Source organism: Psychrobacillus sp. FSL K6-1415, assembly GCF_038003185.1.
GTDB lineage: Bacteria > Bacillota > Bacilli > Bacillales_A > Planococcaceae > Psychrobacillus > Psychrobacillus psychrodurans.
This window is the reverse complement of the sequence record NZ_JBBOOQ010000001.1, coordinates 3138368-3156083: the sequence shown is the minus strand read 5'-3', so window position 1 is coordinate 3156083 and position 17716 is coordinate 3138368. Positions and strand designations below refer to the sequence as shown.

Genomic DNA, 17716 nt, shown 5'->3' with positions numbered 1-17716 from the left:
ACCCCGTCATTTCGATAAGGAAATGACGGGGTTTTGTTGGATTGGATGATTCCGCCAAATAATTGGTCGAATCCAATATAAATTACTTTTTATGAAATCCTTTTTTATAATAGACAATCACTAATCCGATTATCCATATGGGACCTACTATTAGGGCGATACGTGTATCGGGGAAGTAAGCCATGAGACCAAGTACCAATACTAAAAAAGCTAGTGCTAAATAGGATCCTACTGGATAGAACAAAGCCTTATAGGAAAGCCTTGATACTTCTCCTTTTGTAAGTGTTTTACGGAATTTTAATTGAGATAATAATATAATTCCCCATGTCCAAACGGCTCCGAATGTCGAAATACTCGTTACCCAGATGAATACTTTTTCAGGAACTAAGTAATTTAATACAACCCCAACTAACAATAAAACCGCTGAAAATATAATAGCTTTTGAAGGTACTCCCGATCTGCTGATTTTAGAAAATGAATTAGGAGCTTGTTTCTGCTGAGCCAAATTAAATAACATACGCCCAGTGCTAAAAATACCACTATTACAACTAGATAGTGCAGCTGTAAGGACTACAAAGTTAATAATACCTGCTGCTGGACCGATACCAATTTTCTCGAACATTAAAACGAAAGGACTTCCGTTAGCTCCAATCTCGTTCCATGGGTAAATAGACATTATTACAAACAGTGCCCCAACATAGAACAGTAAAATACGCCAAAACACCGTATCGATTGCTCGTGGTATCACTGTTTTAGGATTTTTTGCTTCTCCAGCAGTTACACCGATCATCTCCACACCTAAATACGCAAACATGACCATCTGTAGGGACATGAATATTCCAGTAACGCCATTTGGAGCAAATCCACCGTTCAACCATAAATTGCTTATGCCAACTGCTATTCCATCATTACCGAGACCAAAAAGAATAACCCCCAACCCTACAAAAATCATTGCTAAGATGGCAATAATTTTAATAAGCGCAAACCAAAACTCAAACTCCCCATAAGCTTTAACGGCTATTAAGTTAATAAGTGTCATAATAACTAATGCGCCTAATGCCCATATCCATGGAGCAGTGTCTGGATACCACATTTGCATATATACTCCTACAGCTGTAATCTCTGCCATACAGGTAACTACCCATAAAAACCAATAATTCCATCCTGTTATGTATCCAGCAAGAGGACCTAAATAATCCTTTGCATACCGACTAAATGAACCCGAAACAGGATTATGAACAGCCATTTCTCCAAGCGCTCGCATGATGATGAAAATAGCCATTCCCCCGACGATATAGGAAATCAGAATAGCTGGTCCTGCAAGTTGTATTGCCGTTGCTGAACCTAAAAATAGCCCAACTCCGATTGCTGCTCCTAATGACATCAAGGTGATATGTCGTTGTTCTAAACCTCGTTGTAATTGATTTCCACCCAAGCTATGTCACTCCTCGTTATTTAATACTGTAAGATAAAACTTTATCACAATAATGTGCATATTGGGAACAGTCTATCATACTGATATTGTGGTAAAATTATGTATACAAAGCATGATAGAATGGAGTTAAATGATGAAAGATGTAACGATTCGTCCTATTATCGAAGGAGAGCTTTTTAGACTATGGGAATTAAGTGCAAAGGAAGAAGCACCTGAGTGGAAAAAATGGGATGCACCTTATTATCCGCATATTCCTACAACATTAGAGAATTTCTTAGAAAAGAAAGATCAATTGATCCAGCAAGATGATATGTGGGGTATTTATGTAAATGGAGAATTAGTCGGTTCACTCTGTTACTACTGGGAGCACGAGGAATCCCTCTGGTTAGAAATGGGGATTGTCATTTATGAAGCCAATTTTTGGAGTGGTGGAATAGGCACAGAGGCACTTCGAATGTGGATTAATCATTTATTTAAAGAATTACCACTTGTTCGTGTTGGTTATACAACTTGGTCTGGTAATGAACGCATGATTAAAGTCGGTGAAAAGTTGGGTATGTCTATGGAAGCAAGACTACGAAAATGTCGTTTCTATAACGGAGTATATTATGACTCTATTCGAATGGGTTTATTAAGAGAAGAATGGGAAGAACGTGTATGACACCATTAGTTGAAATAAAGCAGCTGATGAAAAAGCATTGGGATGCTCAGAAAAAAAGTGAATTATTTTCTGATGTAACTACTACTATCGAACAACCAGAACGTATTGCCTTACTCGGTAAATCTGGGCAAGGTAAGAGTACGCTCCTACGCATTCTAGCAAAATTAGAATCTGTTGATAGTGGAACGATTTACTTCAATGGTCAATTAATGAGTGAAGTAGATAGTAGAATATGGCGAATGAACATATGCTATGTTGCCCAACAAGCTACAATGCTTCCAGGGACCATATTGGATAATTTAATGATCAGCAGTAAAATACATAATCGAACTTTTGAAGAAAGTTACGCAAGACAGTTAATAAAAGCAGTAGGGTTAGATCATTTAGACTGGGAGAAGCATGCAGGAGATTTATCTGGTGGGGAAAAACAGCGTATTGCTTTAGTTCGCTCGTTGCTATTACGACCGAAAATATTACTTCTTGATGAAATTACGGCTTCTCTTGACCAACAGAGTAAGGAATTAGTAGAACAGCTACTATTCAAACTCCATCAAAAAGAGAAGATAGGATTTATTTGGGTGACACATGATACGGAGCAAGCCAAAAATGTTAGTGAACGTATTTGGTATATGGAAGATGGGACACTTGCAAGTGATGTAAAGACGTCTGTGTTTTTAGACGACCAAGCGAGCTCTTCAACACAGGTGAAACTATGAGCCTGCTAGCATTAAGTTTTACTTTACTGTTTGTCATTATTACGATGCTAGTATCGGTTTGGCAAAAGCTTGACTTAGAGAAGGACATTGCAATCGGAACTGTTAGAGCGGCAATACAGTTACTTGCTGTTGGGTATGTTTTGCAGTTTGTATTCCAGTCAGAAAATATTCTATTCATTATCATAATCATTTGCGTCATGATTGTTGTCGCAGCATTTAATGCAGCAAAACGGGCAAAAGGAATGGAAGGAGTGATATGGAGAATTATTCTCTCTATTGCTACGATGGAAATCCTAATGATGGGACTATTACTAAGCTTGCAAATCATAGACGCAACACCACAGTACATCATCCCGCTAAGTGGAATGACTATTGGTAATGCAATGGTTGCGTGTGGATTGTTTCTAACACAACTAAAGCGAGAAACGGAAAGCTCTAAAGGGGAAATTGAAACCTTACTTTCACTCGGTGCAACTAGTCGCCAGGCTGTGCAAGATGTGTTAAAACGCTCCGTCAAATTCAGTATGATTCCGACAATTGATGCGATGAAAACAGTGGGACTTGTCCAATTGCCGGGAATGATGACAGGAATGATTATTGCTGGAGCAGACCCAGTCGAAGCAGTTCGTTATCAAATATTGATTATTTTTGTATTTACTAGTTCCTCAGCCATTACAAGTATGATGCTAAGTGTACTTTGTTATAAAAAATTATTTACAAGAGATCTACAATTGAAGGATTGGAGATAAAAAATAATGAAGCCAATACTAATTGAAGAAGCACCAACTAAAGTAATTGTTAAATATGATTCTATCCCTTTTGAATTACCATTAAATATAAGAGAACAACATCAACAGTTTTGGAATGAGCAAGTAAAGATAAATCCTCATTTTCGTAATGGAGAAGTTTTTACTACTACCGAAATTTTTAAATCTCCTAAGGAATTACAGATCACGGTAGTAAAAACAGACTATAAACACTACTTATATACGATTCGTCACGAAAATACTGATTTTCCGTGTAAAGTAATTTTTACTTGTGCGGCTGTTATAACAAATGACCATTACATTGCATTCGGAAAAATGAACCAACAAACTTCAACACCAGGTCGCTTACAATTTACTGGCGGTGGTTTAGACGAGTCGGATTTAGATGGTTCGTTATTTAATTTGGAGAAAAGTATCGAAAAAGAATTGATTGAAGAAATGGGCATATCAATTAATGAGTCTTATACAAAATCTTTTAGACCAAAATTTATAAAGCGCGGAGGGAAAAATGATTTTTGGGCTATCATATTTGAATTAAAGGTTGATTTAACTGCGGATGAATTACAAGTATTATTAGATAAACATAATAAGAGTATATTAGAAAAAGGTGACTTGCCAGAATTTAACGAGTTTCTGTTAGTTTCATTAGATAAAGAGAGTGTTCATTCCTTTTTACAAAATGATCTTTCTTTAAAAGAGGAATACTTAGAGCCAATTTTGAAGAAATATATTAGTAATTAACTTTTATAAATTGGTGGTAAAGTGAGAGTAAGTAGATTGTATGTAAGAATGAGCAGGAATAGAAAGCGTTTCAAAAAAGCGAAACGAATTCTCGTTTTGCTTTTTGGTTGTTACACTGTTTTGCTTTTTGGTTGTTACACTGTTTTAATTTTTGTGAGCATTGAAATAGCTGTGCCAATAAGCGCACCTATTGTAATACAAATAAATACAAAGAAGAAACTCATTGATGCCCAACCGTCTAACTTAAAAAAGCTTACGACAGCGATTATAAATGATATTCCTATAAGAAGAACACTAGGTATCCAATAATTGTGGTAACTCTTTTTTCGAAGTATTGAAGATAATATGGTAACTATGATGATTTTAACTATAGTTATATAAACAAAGTTTTGCGAATTATATGAAAATTCATTCATTAATGCGGAGTGTTTAGCAATATATATACTAATTAAACTCTTTTTTGTGACTTGATACTTAAGAGGAAATATACCACAATCAAAAAAATCTAATGTAAAATAATCTACTACGACTTGGTGTGCTTTGAAGGATGGAGGGAAATGGAAATAAATGAGTACTAACCAAAAGGCTCTTGAACTATTTGAACAAAATGAATATGAAAAGGCATTAGAACTTTTTCGACAAGCAGTAGAGGAATCAAGAAATATCCAATCATTAAATAATTTAGCTTGGATGTACAGTTACGAAGAAGAAGATGATCAAAAAGCACTTGAATTATTGAAAGAAGTAATAGAAATGAAGCCTGCTTCTTATTTTCCATACAATTTATTAGGGGAAATTAACCTTAGACAAAAACATTGGAAACTCGCATCGGATGCACTTTCAGAGGCAATTTCGATTCAACCATCCAATGAAGCTTATCAGAATTTAGCAGTTGCAAAATATTATTTAAAAGAATTAGAGGAAGCATCTGATTATTTCTTGCGTGTGGCAGGAAATTCGGATGTTGTTATGTTCAATCATATTAAATGTCTAATCGAGCTTGATAAGAAAACGGAAGCAAAAGAAAAACTAGATACTTTTAGTGAAGATGCAGATGACTTTATAGGAGAGGTGGAAGTTGCCGATTTGTATCTTGAGTTAGGCTGTTTTAAAGAAGCAATTCAGTGGTTTGAAAAGGGGTGGGAAGAATACTGGAAGACCCCTAATTGGGTAAGCCGGTTTGTCTACGCTCTATTTAAAACTAATAATAATCTCCGCATCAATGAGGTAATTCAAGAGTCTATTTTACATAAAGCTGAAGAAATCCAATCTGCTCATGAAGAAGAGTGTGATGATAATTGGACAGAAAGCGATAAGGAAACACATATGAAAGAATTACTAGAAGAAAAGAATGAATATGAGAATATGGTTAACCGAATGTCATCTGGATATATTCCCTTAATAGAATTTGATCCTGCAACTACTGGGGCATGTTATTTGTTTGGATGCAAGAGACATAACCACCCTGATTATCAACAATAGGTTAAATAAATCGTTATAGACACAAGTGATGCTTATCACTGCTGATAAAAAATACTTGTATTAAACTAAACACTATAAAAGTATGTCGGGTAAGGCCAGATTTTGCTCGACTAAGTAAGGGGTAGTGTTAAGATGAAAAAATCGCATTTACCAATTGTTTATTCATGTTCTGGGTGTTCCTCTGCAGCACAAACAGCTAACTTAATCGCTATAAAAATGGATCGCGAGAATATTGCAGAAATGTCTTGTATTGCAGGTGTTGGGGGAGATGTTAAGCCGTTAGTTCGGACTGCAAAATCAGGAAGAGAAATAATTGCTATAGATGGCTGTCCACTAGCCTGTTGCAAGCATTCTCTTGCAAGACATGATGTTCAACCGACTCATCATTTTTTACTAAACAACTTTGATGTTCCTAAAAAAATAGGTGCAGACCCAGACCCTAATCTATTTGAAAGTGCATACGCGAAAATATTAGAGCTTAGTCATTAATTTTCACTGCATCATAAGAAGACTAAGAAAAGAAGTAACTATTCAGGAAACAAAGGATAGATACTTCTTTTAATGTTGGGTAAGATCAGGAAGAAATGTATTAATATGAATATTCTATATATATTTAAGCCTATTTATAATATTATAATAAATGAGTCAATTTCATAATTAGTAGGTTTAATTAAGAACAAAAATTATTACTTTATTATTCGATTTAAAAGTTGAACCTACTGACTGATGCGGAAAGAGTAGCCTGTTTCTCTACGGTTTAGCTAGCATCGAGACACGAAAGTGCGTTGGAGATTCCAATGTTGTTCGGATTTCACTTTTTAATATTTATTTCAAATTGACTCAAATAGAGATGGAAATGGGGAGTATAAATGGTTTGGAAAGCAGATATTGAGTTTGTTAGTAAAGATGGTTTTTATATAAGTACAGACAAAAAATACTTGGATATTGATATTATCTATAATTTTTTAAGTCAAGAATCCTATTGGCTAAAAGGAACATCAAAAGAACTAGTAGAAGCATCAATTGACAACTCTATTCTATGCTATGGTGTTTATGATGGCGATCCAACTAAGGGTTCTCCAAAACAAATTGGTTTTGCTCGTGTTGTATCAGATCTTGTGCGATATTCTTGGTTAGGAGATGTCTTTATACTTCCTGAGTATAGGGGGAATGGTCTAAGCAAATGGTTAATGACTATTATTACGGAAAACCCGAAATTGAAAGGCACTAGTTTTCATTTGGCGACAAGAGATGCTCATACACTTTACGAACAATTTGGTTTCAAGTCTGTGGAGAAAAGTGAAGTAAGTATGTCAAGGCCACTTGATTGGGATTCTATTAATGCAATTTACAATAAGGAAATGGTTTAAATCTCTTATGTACAACATGCAAAATCCATTTCTTTCGCAATTGCTGTTTCATCGAGCATGGCATTTGCAACTCCTGTAACATCTCAACCAATGCGTTAGTAATGACCGCAGGAGGGTATAAATTCTTTGATTTTATCAAGGCGGGGATTCCCTTACAAATAGTTATAATCATCATCATGATGATTGCATTTCCAATTTTTTTCCCATTGTAATTCGAAAGGAGTTTCTCTTTAAGAGAGGCTCTTTTTGTTTGGAAATATTCTTCTCCAATCAAGTTGGAGTAATATCCATACCATGATTATTTCTAAACTGCCTTGGGGTTAAACCAGTATATTTTTTAAAAGTTTTTATAAAATAACTTTGATCGTTAAAATTTAGCCAAGTACTTATTTCTGAAATTGAATACTTCGTTAACTCTAATAGTCTTTTCGCTTCATCTATTCGTTGTCGTTGAATATATTCACTTACTGGTATACCAACTTCTTTCTTGAAAAGAGATGATAAATAATTAGGACTTAGACTACATATTTTGGCAAGTTGATCAAGTGTAATGTCCCCATACAGATGCTTATAAATATAGTCTTGGCATGTAGTTATTGTTGCAGAATACTTTTCTACATTCAATTGTCGTACTCGCTTTGTATAATCTATTATAGCTTCTTCCATTAAGTTCAATATCGTCTTTAGGCTTCTTAATTCCTCGATTTGTTGAATATAAAAATCACTTAAGGTAAATGCTGTTTCCTCATTTAAGCCGCCTTCAATAGCAGCCCTGCAGACAAGTGCAACTCCAGTTATCATTAAATTTTTTTCACTTCTCAAGCGATTTCGTTTCGATAATAAACCCAATTCTGCCTCACCAACAATAGAGTAATCAAAGGTATCTTTTAATTTATCTATACGTCCATTTCTAACATAATCAAGCAAAACTCGTTCATATGAAAGATTTGAATGAAAAATGAAATTTCTTCTCCCTTTGGAAAGCTCAAGTTCCAGTTCCTCGGATTCAATTATGATTACGTTTAAAGATTTATTATTTTGAAGAACAATCGTTTCATCTAACATTTTGCGGTAAGCTAAATAATAAACCAAGAGGCTAGCCGTTAGAAGTTTTTTCTTATCAATAATTGGTACGGCTTGATAGTAGTCAATGAGCTTCCCTTTGTTTGTATTTCCTTTGAAAATATCCAAGACTTTGCTGATTTCTTCATCTTCTATTTCTGATTCCAACGTAGGGCCAACAATAATTGACCCTAAAAAAAGATTATTTTCTTTAAGATTGATAAAGAAACAGTTCAGATTTGAATTCGAGAAGAAAATGGGGAAATCATGTGGATCCTCCTCATAACTATATAACCTAATCTGCTCTTTGAATTGCTCATAGTATGGATTGTTACGCAGTTCATTTTTTGAAAGTTCATATTCAAACTCACCAAATTGATTGACATAATAAACAGGGATTTGATGGATGTCATAAATGAGCTGACAAATATATTGTAAATCTTCTTTGAATATTTTCATCTATCTTATATTCTCCTCTCACTTTTTTTACCGTGTGTTTTAATAATATTAAAAAAGTACCATTATACGTAAAATACTACAATATATAATTCTTTACACGCAATAATATAGAGGATGTAAGATATTATAACTAAAGGGGAGCTAAACATGGAATTAACAAACAAGATTGCAGTAGTTACCGGTGCTGGAAGTGGAATTGGAAGAGCAAGCAGTTTGAAGCTTGCTCAAAACGGCGCAACTGTTGTATTAGTAGATTACAATAAGGAAACAGGGGAAGAAACATTAAAATTAATCAAAGAACAGGGCGGAGAGGGAATTTTCTTTCAAGCTGATGTATCTAAAAGTGAAGATGTGCAAAACTATGTAAATAAAGCGTTAGAAGTATATGGACAAATAGATATATTTTTCAATAATGCAGGTGTAATCCAAAGGTTCGCGCCTTTCACTACAGTGGAAGAATCTGAATTTGATCGTATTATGGATATCAATGTAAAAGGGGTCTTTCTAGGACTGAAATACGTGTTAAAAGTTATGGAAGAGCAAGGAAGTGGATCGATTATTAACACGGCTTCTACAGCTGGAATTCGCCCAGAGCATAGTGTAGCTGTATATTCTGCAAGCAAACATGCGGTTATAGGATTAACAAAGGGTGCTGCGTTAGAATATGCAAATAAAGGAATTCGGATTAATGCACTTTGTCCAGGTGGAGTTCAAACAGCTTTAACCGCTAGTGTTGCTGATCAGTTTGCAGAGGGTGGTTACATTCCAGAAGAGATTTCAACTATGAGAATCGGGCGATATGCTGAACCGAATGAACTGGCTGAAATGGTAGCTTTTTTAGCATCAGACAAAGCAAGTTATATGACTGGTTCGGTTGTTCTTGTAGATGGCGGTTTAACATTATAGTCTAGAATTTAAGTGTTTCTCTTTTAGCAATAAGAAATTAGAGACCTATTTCACCTATCAGGAAAAGGGTGAATTTTATTTAGTAAAGTTTCTGCTGGGTACAATATTCATCAAACTGACTACACATGCTGGAAGTTTGTTATTCAAATAATGTAAGGAGTTGCTGCGGCAATTCCTTTTTTTTATTCTTAAGAAAAACACATTTTGTATATAATATTCTTTCTTAATTAACATTTAATACTTTCTTAAGACTTTGTTTTCAGGGAGTTAAGTATTAAAGGATACAATATAATTACGTCGACGAATAATAAGTGTAAATTGATAACAGTAGAAATGCTGGATAATTTGGAGGAATTAAGATGAAAAAGCTATTAATATTACTTATTGCAAGTATAGGCCTACTTGGAGCCTGTCAATCAAAAACAAACGAGAATGAAAATGCTAAAAAAGAGGGAGAAACGCAAAGTAATGAAATTAAAACTGCAGAAGAGGAGAACAAGTCAGAAAATAAGGTAACAAATGGGCAAGAAATGGCTAGTATTCTTAGTGACACAAATTGGCAAGGAACAAAGGTTTATGATAAAAATAATAATGACTTAACAAAAGAAAACACAAACTTCATCGGTCTTGCTAAATATGATTTGAAAACAGGAAGATATGAATTTTTTGATGCTATGACAAGTGAAAGTCGTGGTGATAAAGGAACTTTCTTTATCACTAATGATGGGACGAAGAGAATATTAATATCAGAGTCGATGAATTACCAGGCTGTTGTTGATATAACAGAGTTAAATGAAGATGTTTTTACTTATAAAAGAATGGGCAAAGATGCTAACGGCAGTGACGTAGAGGTATTCGTTGAACATGTTCCTTATAAAGAGAAAGAACTTTCTTTTACTGATTCTGACAAGCAGTTGAACACTACTACTGGAGATATTGTTAAAGACGTTGATGGAGATAAAGTTTTAGGTAGTACACTTTGGAACGGAACAAAGGTATTAGATGAAGAGGGCAATGATGTAACAGAATATAATTTAATTTATATAAGTCTGGCAAAATTCGATGACAAAACAAATAAATATGAATTTTTTAACATTGAAACAGGAAAAAGTCGTGGTGATTATGGCTACTTCGATATTGTACACGAAAATAAAGTTAGAGCTCATGTTTCAGTTGGAGATAATAAGTATGGTGCCACTCTTGAAATTACCGAACTAAATAATAATAAGTTTACGTATAAAAGAATTGGTAAAGACAAAGATGGCAAGGATATAACCGTATTCGTTGAGCATGAATCTTATAAAGGTGACCTTAAACCAACATTTACTATATAGTTAAAGTGGAACGGTGATTTCCGTTCCCTTTTTAGGTTGGCACAGGAAGTTGCCACAAAACTTGAATAATTTTTCCTATCAATACGACTATTTTTACTCTTAGGAGGGATTGCATGTCAATCCGTATGAGAATGTTATTATCCTATACAGCCATGTTAGTTGTAACAATGGGGCTTTTTATAATTAGTGGATTGTTGATGATTTTAGCGATTACAGGGGATATAGGTAGTGTAAAACATTTATTTGCAAATCATTACACGCATAAGCCGATAACAGCACAAGAAGAAAATGTGTTTTTGGACTTAAAATATCTAGCGAAAAAACAACCAAATCAATTATTAAATGAAGGTCCTTTAAAGTTATATGATGAGATGTTAAAAGATGTACCAGCTGGTCTTATTATCCGTAAAGGTGATGAAATGATTTATAAGACAGATACGCTAATCTCGATAACAAGTGCAAATGACCTTCCTTCCTTTGAGCCTTCCAATATAAATGTTAGAGATACGATCAGTTTTGGAAAATATTATTTTTCTTATGTTAAATTTGACTTTTATTATCAAGATAAAGAAGAAGGTAGCATATTTGTCATAAAAAAAGTTAGCCCATATGCAGCATTATCAAAGAATCTATTTCCTATATTAGCTGGTGTTTTACTCCTTTTATTAATTGTAACTAATGGAATACTTAATTACTTGGTTACTAGAAGTATCGCAAAACCTTTAGATTCATTGAAATTTGCGACAGAAGAAATAAGTGAAGGAAATTTAAACTTTAAAATGACTGCAATTACAAAGGATGAAATTGGACAGCTTAGTATGGCTTTTGAAGAAATGCGTCAAAAATTAAAAGAATCAGTAGACATACAGTTGAAATACGAAGAAAACCGTAAGGAACTTATTTCAAATATTTCTCATGATTTGAGAACTCCAATTACGGCCATAAAAGGATATGTAGAGGGAATTAAAGATGGGGTTGCTGATACTCCCGAAAAAATGGACAAATATCTTTCAACGATTTACAGAAGAGCGTCTGATATGGATTCCCTAATTGATGATTTATTTCTTTTTTCAAAGCTTGATCTTAGAAAGATCCAATTTAACTTTGAAGAAATTAATATTGTTCGTTATATCGAGCACTTCATTGAAGAACTAAGCTGGGATCTTGAAGAACAAGGTATTCAAGTACAATTGAATGTTCATTTGGATAATTTTCAAGAGTTGGTGATAGCTGATAGGGAAAAGTTAAGGCGTGTATTAGCCAATATTATTCAAAATTCCATAAAACATATGAAAAATGAAGAAAGGCTTTTACGAATTTCTGTAGCCCATAAAGGTGAAAATATGGAGATTATAATTAGTGATAACGGCAATGGGATTGAACCTACAGCTCTTCCGTATATTTTTGATCGATTTTATCGCGAGGATAGTGCGCGAAATGTTACAACAGGTGGAAGTGGTCTTGGTTTAGCCATTGCAAAACAAATTATTTGTGAGCACGGTGGAGAAATTTGGGCAACGAGTGAATTAGGTAAAGGAACGGACATTTACTTCACACTTAAATATGTCAAAAAAAGAGGTGAACGGATTGAAAAAAATTTTAATTATTGAGGATGACCCTAGCATTGGAGAATTACAAAGAGATTATCTTGTCATTAATGATTATGAGGTTAACCTAGTTGACTCAGGAAAGGTAGGTCTCGAACAAGCGCTTACGGTTGAATATGATTTGATAATTATTGATCTTATGTTACCCCATGTAGATGGTTTTGAAATTTGTAGACAAGTACGGGAAGTAAAGGATATACCGATTTTAATCGTTTCAGCTAAAAAAGAAGATATCGATAAAATTAGAGGTCTCGGTCTTGGGGCAGATGATTATGTGATTAAACCGTTCAGTCCAAGTGAGCTTGTTGCTAGAGTAAAGGCACACTTAGCGCGCTATGACCGTTTAAGTGGTAATAAGCAACAAGATAAACAAGAAATATGTATCAGAGGATTAAGAATTGATGAGACATCACGTAGAGTTTATGTAAATAATAGTGAAGTCAATTTAACCGGTAAAGAATTTGATCTACTAGCATTTCTTGCGAAACGTCCAAATCGTGTTTTTAGTAAGGAAGAACTTTTTGAGTTAATATGGGGACTTGAATTAACGGGAGATACTACGACTGTAACTGTCCATATCCGAAAAATACGAGGAAAAATTGAAATTGACCCTGCAAATCCTCAGTTTATTGAAACTGTATGGGGTGCAGGTTATCGATTTTCTGTGTAAATATGAAAAATACCTTATAGGAAGAGGAGAAAAAGGTGATTTTGAAAAAAGTATTACTTCTATTCATAATTCTATTCTTTTTAATAGGGTGTCAAAACACGAAAGAATCGAATGAAATTGACAATTCTCCAGAGGTAGATGGGGACAAAGTGAATGAACAATTTTTTCAAGCAGCAGAACATGGAAATGTCTCTAAGATTAAGAGTCTATTGGAGTCAGGGATAGATATAAATATTATAGACAATAAGGGTAGAACTGCAGTCATGACTGCAACTTATGCGGACGATCCAGAAACAGTAAAGGTCTTAATCGATTATGGTGCAGATCTAGACATTCAAGATGATATGGAAAACAATCCTTTTTTATATGCGGGAGCAGAGGGCTTCATAGAAATTTTAAGGATGACAATTGACGCGGGTGCTAATCCAAACCTTTTAAATAGATACGGTGGTACAGCACTTATTCCTGCTTCAGAACATGGCTATGTGGAAGTAGTAAGGGAACTTCTAGAGAACACCGATATCGATGTGAATCTTGTTAATAATTTAGGTTGGACTGCCATGATGGAAGCGATTGTTCTAAGCGAAGGTGGTAAGATACACCAGGAAACAATAGAGTTATTAATTGAACATGGTGCAGATGTGAACATATCCGACTCAAAAGGAGTCACTCCACTTCAACATGCGAAAGATAGAGGTTTTGAAGAAATTGAACAAATTCTCCTGCATGCTGGGGCGGAGTGATGAAGTTTTGGTAGCTATTTATATTAAATAGGTCTTTAACTGTTGTAAATATGGTTTTTGTAGACGCAGTCTGCTCTGGTGAAGTTGTTGTAATTTTGGGGTACTGTTATTACAAATACTTAATGGATAGGAGAAGAATATGGAAAACTATTGGATAAAAAACGTTCGACTAGAAAAAGGTTATAAATATGAAAATGGTGTAATTTCAAGCACTTTAACAGAGATCTGTCATATTCGAATGGAAGATGGCAAGATTAAGAATATTGTTCCTTTCGACACGAATATGAATGACGATCTAATAAAATATGATGCAAACCAAATGCTAATGCTACCAACTTTTAAGGAAATGCACATACATATCGATAAAACTTATTACGGTGGTCCATGGAAGGCAATACAACCAGCTACAAGTATTTTTGATAAATTCGATGAGGAAAAAGAACTACTGCCAAAACTTTTACCAACTGCCCAGTACAGAGCAGAAAAAATATTGGAAACTTTAATTAATTTTGGTTCGACACATGTACGTACTCACTGTAACATAGACCCGGTTATTGGATTGTCAAATCTAGAAGCAACAATGCAAGCACTAGAGAATTTTTCAGGAAAGCTTTCCCATGAAATTGTGGCTTTTCCCCAACATGGACTTTTACGCTCTAATTCTGTTGCCCAAGTTAGACAAGCATTAAAGCAAGGAGCAACAATAGTTGGTGGTGTTGATCCAGGGAGTGTTGATGATAATATCGAAAAATCATTACAAACAATCATGGATATTGCAGTAGAAGCAAATGCAGGTATAGATATCCACCTCCATGACAGGGACACGTTAGGAATGTTAGCTATGAACCGTCTTGCAGATCTCACAGAAGAGGCGAAATGGCATGGAAAAGTAACCGTAAGTCATGCCTTTGGTTTTGCTGGAGAGTCGAGTGAAGGTTCTGCAGAACTTGCTGAACGATTTGCTAAGCTAGGTATATCAATTACCTCATCAGTACCTATAGGTAATCTTATTATGCCAATTCCAATGCTTCGAGAAAAAGGTGTGAAAGTTGAACTAGGAACAGATAGCCTCACAGATCACTGGTCTCCATTTGGCAATGGGGATAATTTAGAGAAGGCTGGACGTTTAGCTGAACTTTACCACCATGTTGACGAATTATCTCTATCTCAATCGTTAGGCTATATCACGGGAGGTATAACTCCTTTAGATAAGGAAGGAAATCAAGTTTGGCCACAAGTCGGCGATAAGGCAAGCGTTGTATTTGTTGATGCCAGCTGTTCAGCAGAAGCTGTCGCTAGAAGGACGAAAAAACGAGTTGTTCTTTTCAATGGGAATATTGTTTCAGGATCATTTTAAAAAAACTCGTTAACCAAATTAGAACAAGTGGTTCATGTTAAAGAAATCTTCTCTATTGGTCTTATGTGCAATCCATAGATTTTTAATCACTTAACTCCCACTGTGTGCTCATTGGAAATAACCCATCAAAATGACTCGCAGTTGGACAGGAACTCTTTGCTATAAATTGTGTTCATCATCTAGATACGTGCAATTCCTAATTTTATCCTAGTGTAATAAGAAAAGAGTTTCTCTATATATTAGAGAGGCTTTTTTTTATTTGACAATTTGCTGGAATATGATATAACTAATAATATTAAGCCTAATACAAAGTATGCAGGTAGGAATAATATGTTTCAAAAAGGGGTTCTAAAAATGGGAAGAGAATTTGTCAATATTTTTGATGGTTGGGCAGACTCTTACGATGCATCCGTTTCTGGTAAAGATCCTGAGTATCGAGATGTATTTAATGGCTATGAAACTATTTTAAATGAGGTAGCTCAACGTGTGTCTGGCACTATTATTGAATTTGGAACAGGTACTGGAAATTTAACTGCGAAGCTAATGGAAGCAGGCTTTTCGGTTATTGGTATCGAACCTAATATTAAAATGCTTGAAGTAACCGCTAAACGTTTTCCCTCTATTCAAGTAATTGATGGGGATTTACTTGAATTTAAAGTAGTAAATGAACATATAGATGCAATTGTAAGTACGTATGTGTTCCATCATTTAACAGATGAAGAAAAGGGTTTAGCGCTAAAAAAATATGCGAATCTGCTACCGAAAAATGGAAAGGTTGTTTTTGCAGATACTGTTTTTCTTACAGAGGCAGCTAAACAAGCACAGATTTCTAAAGAAAGAAACCGTGGCTTTTTAAATGTAGTAGAAGACCTAGAAAGAGAATACTATACGACTATACCTATATTAGAAGAATTATTTACTGAAGCAGGGTTTCAAGTAGAATTTGTGAAAATGAATGATTATGTTTGGTTAATGGACGCAACAAAAAAATAAGGAGTGATACTCATGAAAAAAATGAATGTAGAAAGCTTTAACTTAGATCACACAAAAGTAGCAGCACCATTTGTACGCCTTGCAGGAACTAAAGTAGGAAACAATGGGGATGAAATCCTTAAATACGATATTCGTTTTAAACAACCAAATAAAGAGCATATGGAAATGCCAGGCCTCCACTCTTTAGAGCATTTAATGGCTGAGAATATCCGCAACCACACAGATCAAGTAGTGGATATTAGCCCTATGGGTTGCCAAACTGGTTTTTATTTGTCTGTCATCAATCATGACAATTTTGATGAAATCCTTGAAATTTTAGAAAAAACATTACAGGATGTTTTAAATGCAACAGAGGTTCCAGCTTGCAATGAAGTCCAATGTGGTTGGGCTGCAAGTCACAGCTTAGATGGTGCGAAAGAAATAGCTTCTGAAATGCTAGCTAAAAAAGATGAATGGCGTCAAATTTATATAGAGGAAGCATAATGAACATATTTAGTAGTGTGCAAGATTTAATAGGCAACACCCCCGTAGTGGAAATAAAACATATACCAATTCCTAATAATTGCCGAATTTTCGCCAAGTTAGAATATCTTAATCCTGGAGGCAGTGTAAAGGATCGATTAGGCTTGTCTTTGATTGAAGATGGAGAAAAGTCAGGAAAACTTTTGCCAGGTGGGACAATAATTGAACCAACTGCAGGTAATACTGGGATTGGAGTTGCTTTGGCTGCTATTGGCAAAGGATATAAGGTTATTTTTGTTGTTCCACAGAAATTTAGTGTGGAAAAGCAAACACTGATGCGTGCATTGGGGGCTGAGATTGTAAATACAGATACAGCGTTAGGCATGCAGGGTGCTATAAAAAAAGCGGCAGAACTAGTAGCAGAAACACCAAATGCTTTCTCTCCTTCTCAATTCTCTAATCCTGCAAATCCAGCTACTTATACGAAGACATTAGGACCGGAATTATGGCGTGATTTAAATGGTGAAATTGACGTCTTTGTTGCTGGTGCTGGATCTGGTGGAACTTTTATGGGTACTTCAACATATCTAAAAAAGCAAAAAGAATCGATTAAAACTGTTATTGTTGAGCCGGTTGGATCTATATTAAATGGTGGAGAATCAGGTTCTCACGAGACAGAAGGAATTGGAATGGAGTTTCTACCGGAATTCATGGATACTTCGTATTTTAATGCAATCCATACCGTAAGCGACGAGGAAGCATTTCAACAATTAAGGGCACTATCAAAAAGTGAAGGTTTACTAGTCGGAAGCTCTTCTGGAGCTGCTTTTCATGCTGCAATGAAGGAAGCAAAGATCGCGAAAGAAGGAAGTCATATTGTGACGATTTTTCCAGATTCGAGCGAACGGTATTTAAGTCAGAAGGTTTATGAACTATTCAAGGAGGAATAAT

Annotated in this window: 19 protein-coding genes; 17 read left to right on the top strand and 2 right to left on the bottom strand. The window is 35.0% G+C overall.

Annotated features, from left to right (window positions below; all coding sequences use genetic code 11):
• Window positions 1-82 precede the first annotated feature (82 nt).
• Window positions 83-1435, bottom strand: a complete 1353-nt coding sequence (locus MKY60_RS15180) for an amino acid permease (RefSeq protein ID WP_340930455.1) — start codon at window positions 1433-1435, stop codon at window positions 83-85.
• Between the two features lie 130 nt (window positions 1436-1565).
• Here MKY60_RS15180 and MKY60_RS15175 point away from each other — a divergent pair, with 130 nt between their 5' ends.
• The 8 genes from MKY60_RS15175 to MKY60_RS15140 all read left to right on the top strand — a co-directional run bounded on the left by MKY60_RS15175 (window position 1566) and on the right by MKY60_RS15140 (window position 7172).
• The gene (locus MKY60_RS15175) at window positions 1566-2096 is read left to right on the top strand and encodes a GNAT family N-acetyltransferase (protein ID WP_340930453.1); all 531 of its coding nucleotides are present in this window, start codon (window positions 1566-1568) and stop codon (window positions 2094-2096) included.
• Entirely contained in the window at window positions 2093-2812 is a 720-nt protein-coding gene (locus MKY60_RS15170; RefSeq protein WP_340930451.1) for an ABC transporter ATP-binding protein, read from the top strand. The genes MKY60_RS15175 and MKY60_RS15170 overlap by 4 nt, the downstream gene beginning before the upstream one ends.
• The gene (locus MKY60_RS15165) at window positions 2809-3561 is read left to right on the top strand and encodes an ABC transporter permease (protein ID WP_241598990.1); all 753 of its coding nucleotides are present in this window, start codon (window positions 2809-2811) and stop codon (window positions 3559-3561) included. Before MKY60_RS15170 ends, MKY60_RS15165 begins: the two co-directional genes overlap by 4 nt.
• 6 nt (window positions 3562-3567) lie before the next feature.
• Window positions 3568-4320 (top strand): hypothetical protein, encoded by a 753-nt coding sequence (locus MKY60_RS15160; protein ID WP_241598991.1) that lies wholly within the window; start codon window positions 3568-3570, stop codon window positions 4318-4320.
• A 36-nt stretch (window positions 4321-4356) separates the two neighbouring features.
• Window positions 4357-4629 (top strand): hypothetical protein, encoded by a 273-nt coding sequence (locus MKY60_RS15155; RefSeq protein ID WP_340930449.1) that lies wholly within the window; start codon window positions 4357-4359, stop codon window positions 4627-4629.
• Window positions 4630-4887: 258 nt separating this feature from the next.
• The gene (locus MKY60_RS15150; protein WP_340930447.1) at window positions 4888-5802 is read left to right on the top strand and encodes a tetratricopeptide repeat protein; all 915 of its coding nucleotides are present in this window, start codon (window positions 4888-4890) and stop codon (window positions 5800-5802) included.
• A gap of 132 nt (window positions 5803-5934) precedes the next feature.
• A complete protein-coding gene (locus MKY60_RS15145) occupies window positions 5935-6291 on the top strand; it encodes a putative zinc-binding protein (RefSeq protein ID WP_340930446.1) in 357 nt (118 codons plus the stop codon).
• A gap of 380 nt (window positions 6292-6671) precedes the next feature.
• Window positions 6672-7172, top strand: a complete 501-nt coding sequence (locus MKY60_RS15140; protein ID WP_241598994.1) for a GNAT family N-acetyltransferase — start codon at window positions 6672-6674, stop codon at window positions 7170-7172.
• Window positions 7173-7442: 270 nt separating this feature from the next.
• Here MKY60_RS15140 and MKY60_RS15135 read toward each other — a convergent pair whose 3' ends face one another.
• On the bottom strand, window positions 7443-8693 hold the full coding sequence (locus tag MKY60_RS15135; RefSeq protein ID WP_340930445.1) for a helix-turn-helix domain-containing protein: 1251 nt from the start codon (window positions 8691-8693) through the stop codon (window positions 7443-7445).
• 147 nt (window positions 8694-8840) lie between these two features.
• On the opposite strand from MKY60_RS15135, the gene MKY60_RS15130 reads away from it, so the two are divergent.
• The 9 genes from MKY60_RS15130 to MKY60_RS15090 all read left to right on the top strand — a co-directional run bounded on the left by MKY60_RS15130 (window position 8841) and on the right by MKY60_RS15090 (window position 17715).
• A complete protein-coding gene (locus MKY60_RS15130; protein ID WP_340930442.1) occupies window positions 8841-9599 on the top strand; it encodes an SDR family NAD(P)-dependent oxidoreductase in 759 nt (252 codons plus the stop codon).
• 359 nt (window positions 9600-9958) lie between these two features.
• The gene (locus tag MKY60_RS15125; protein ID WP_340930441.1) at window positions 9959-10933 is read left to right on the top strand and encodes a DUF4822 domain-containing protein; all 975 of its coding nucleotides are present in this window, start codon (window positions 9959-9961) and stop codon (window positions 10931-10933) included.
• Between the two features lie 113 nt (window positions 10934-11046).
• Window positions 11047-12543, top strand: a complete 1497-nt coding sequence (locus MKY60_RS15120; protein WP_340880282.1) for a sensor histidine kinase — start codon at window positions 11047-11049, stop codon at window positions 12541-12543.
• Complete coding sequence (locus MKY60_RS15115) at window positions 12521-13210, top strand: response regulator transcription factor (RefSeq protein ID WP_241598999.1); 690 nt, start codon at window positions 12521-12523, stop codon at window positions 13208-13210. Before MKY60_RS15120 ends, MKY60_RS15115 begins: the two co-directional genes overlap by 23 nt.
• A 38-nt stretch (window positions 13211-13248) precedes the next feature.
• Window positions 13249-13953, top strand: coding sequence for an ankyrin repeat domain-containing protein (locus MKY60_RS15110; protein WP_445678010.1), 705 nt, complete (start codon window positions 13249-13251; stop codon window positions 13951-13953).
• 139 nt (window positions 13954-14092) lie between these two features.
• Window positions 14093-15310 carry an amidohydrolase family protein gene (locus MKY60_RS15105; protein WP_340930439.1) on the top strand — a complete coding sequence of 406 codons (1218 nt, stop codon included), beginning with the start codon at window positions 14093-14095 and terminating at the stop codon, window positions 15308-15310.
• 354 nt (window positions 15311-15664) lie between these two features.
• The gene (locus MKY60_RS15100; protein ID WP_093495034.1) at window positions 15665-16303 is read left to right on the top strand and encodes a class I SAM-dependent DNA methyltransferase; all 639 of its coding nucleotides are present in this window, start codon (window positions 15665-15667) and stop codon (window positions 16301-16303) included.
• A gap of 12 nt (window positions 16304-16315) precedes the next feature.
• Entirely contained in the window at window positions 16316-16786 is a 471-nt protein-coding gene (locus MKY60_RS15095; protein ID WP_241599005.1) for an S-ribosylhomocysteine lyase, read from the top strand.
• Window positions 16786-17715: a PLP-dependent cysteine synthase family protein gene (locus MKY60_RS15090; protein WP_340930438.1), complete on the top strand. Its 930-nt coding sequence runs from the start codon at window positions 16786-16788 to the stop codon at window positions 17713-17715. Before MKY60_RS15095 ends, MKY60_RS15090 begins: the two co-directional genes overlap by 1 nt.
• The last annotated feature ends 1 nt before the right edge of the window (window position 17716 follow it).

Bases quoted from the DNA above. Each gene is read 5' to 3' on its own strand.
- MKY60_RS15095 (WP_241599005.1), top strand. From the start codon at position 16,316: ATGAAAAAAATGAATGTAGAAAGCTTTAACTTAGATCACACAAAAGTA.
- MKY60_RS15170 (WP_340930451.1), top strand. From the start codon at position 2,093: ATGACACCATTAGTTGAAATAAAGCAGCTGATGAAAAAGCATTGGGAT.
- MKY60_RS15130 (WP_340930442.1), top strand. From the start codon at position 8,841: ATGGAATTAACAAACAAGATTGCAGTAGTTACCGGTGCTGGAAGTGGA.
- MKY60_RS15150 (WP_340930447.1), top strand. From the start codon at position 4,888: ATGAGTACTAACCAAAAGGCTCTTGAACTATTTGAACAAAATGAATAT.
- MKY60_RS15090 (WP_340930438.1), top strand. From the start codon at position 16,786: ATGAACATATTTAGTAGTGTGCAAGATTTAATAGGCAACACCCCCGTA.
- MKY60_RS15100 (WP_093495034.1), top strand. From the start codon at position 15,665: ATGGGAAGAGAATTTGTCAATATTTTTGATGGTTGGGCAGACTCTTAC.
- MKY60_RS15165 (WP_241598990.1), top strand. From the start codon at position 2,809: ATGAGCCTGCTAGCATTAAGTTTTACTTTACTGTTTGTCATTATTACG.
- MKY60_RS15140 (WP_241598994.1), top strand. From the start codon at position 6,672: ATGGTTTGGAAAGCAGATATTGAGTTTGTTAGTAAAGATGGTTTTTAT.
- MKY60_RS15145 (WP_340930446.1), top strand. From the start codon at position 5,935: ATGAAAAAATCGCATTTACCAATTGTTTATTCATGTTCTGGGTGTTCC.
- MKY60_RS15125 (WP_340930441.1), top strand. From the start codon at position 9,959: ATGAAAAAGCTATTAATATTACTTATTGCAAGTATAGGCCTACTTGGA.
- MKY60_RS15160 (WP_241598991.1), top strand. From the start codon at position 3,568: ATGAAGCCAATACTAATTGAAGAAGCACCAACTAAAGTAATTGTTAAA.
- MKY60_RS15135 (WP_340930445.1), bottom strand. From the start codon at position 8,693: ATGAAAATATTCAAAGAAGATTTACAATATATTTGTCAGCTCATTTAT.
- MKY60_RS15175 (WP_340930453.1), top strand. From the start codon at position 1,566: ATGATGAAAGATGTAACGATTCGTCCTATTATCGAAGGAGAGCTTTTT.
- MKY60_RS15105 (WP_340930439.1), top strand. From the start codon at position 14,093: ATGGAAAACTATTGGATAAAAAACGTTCGACTAGAAAAAGGTTATAAA.
- MKY60_RS15120 (WP_340880282.1), top strand. From the start codon at position 11,047: ATGTCAATCCGTATGAGAATGTTATTATCCTATACAGCCATGTTAGTT.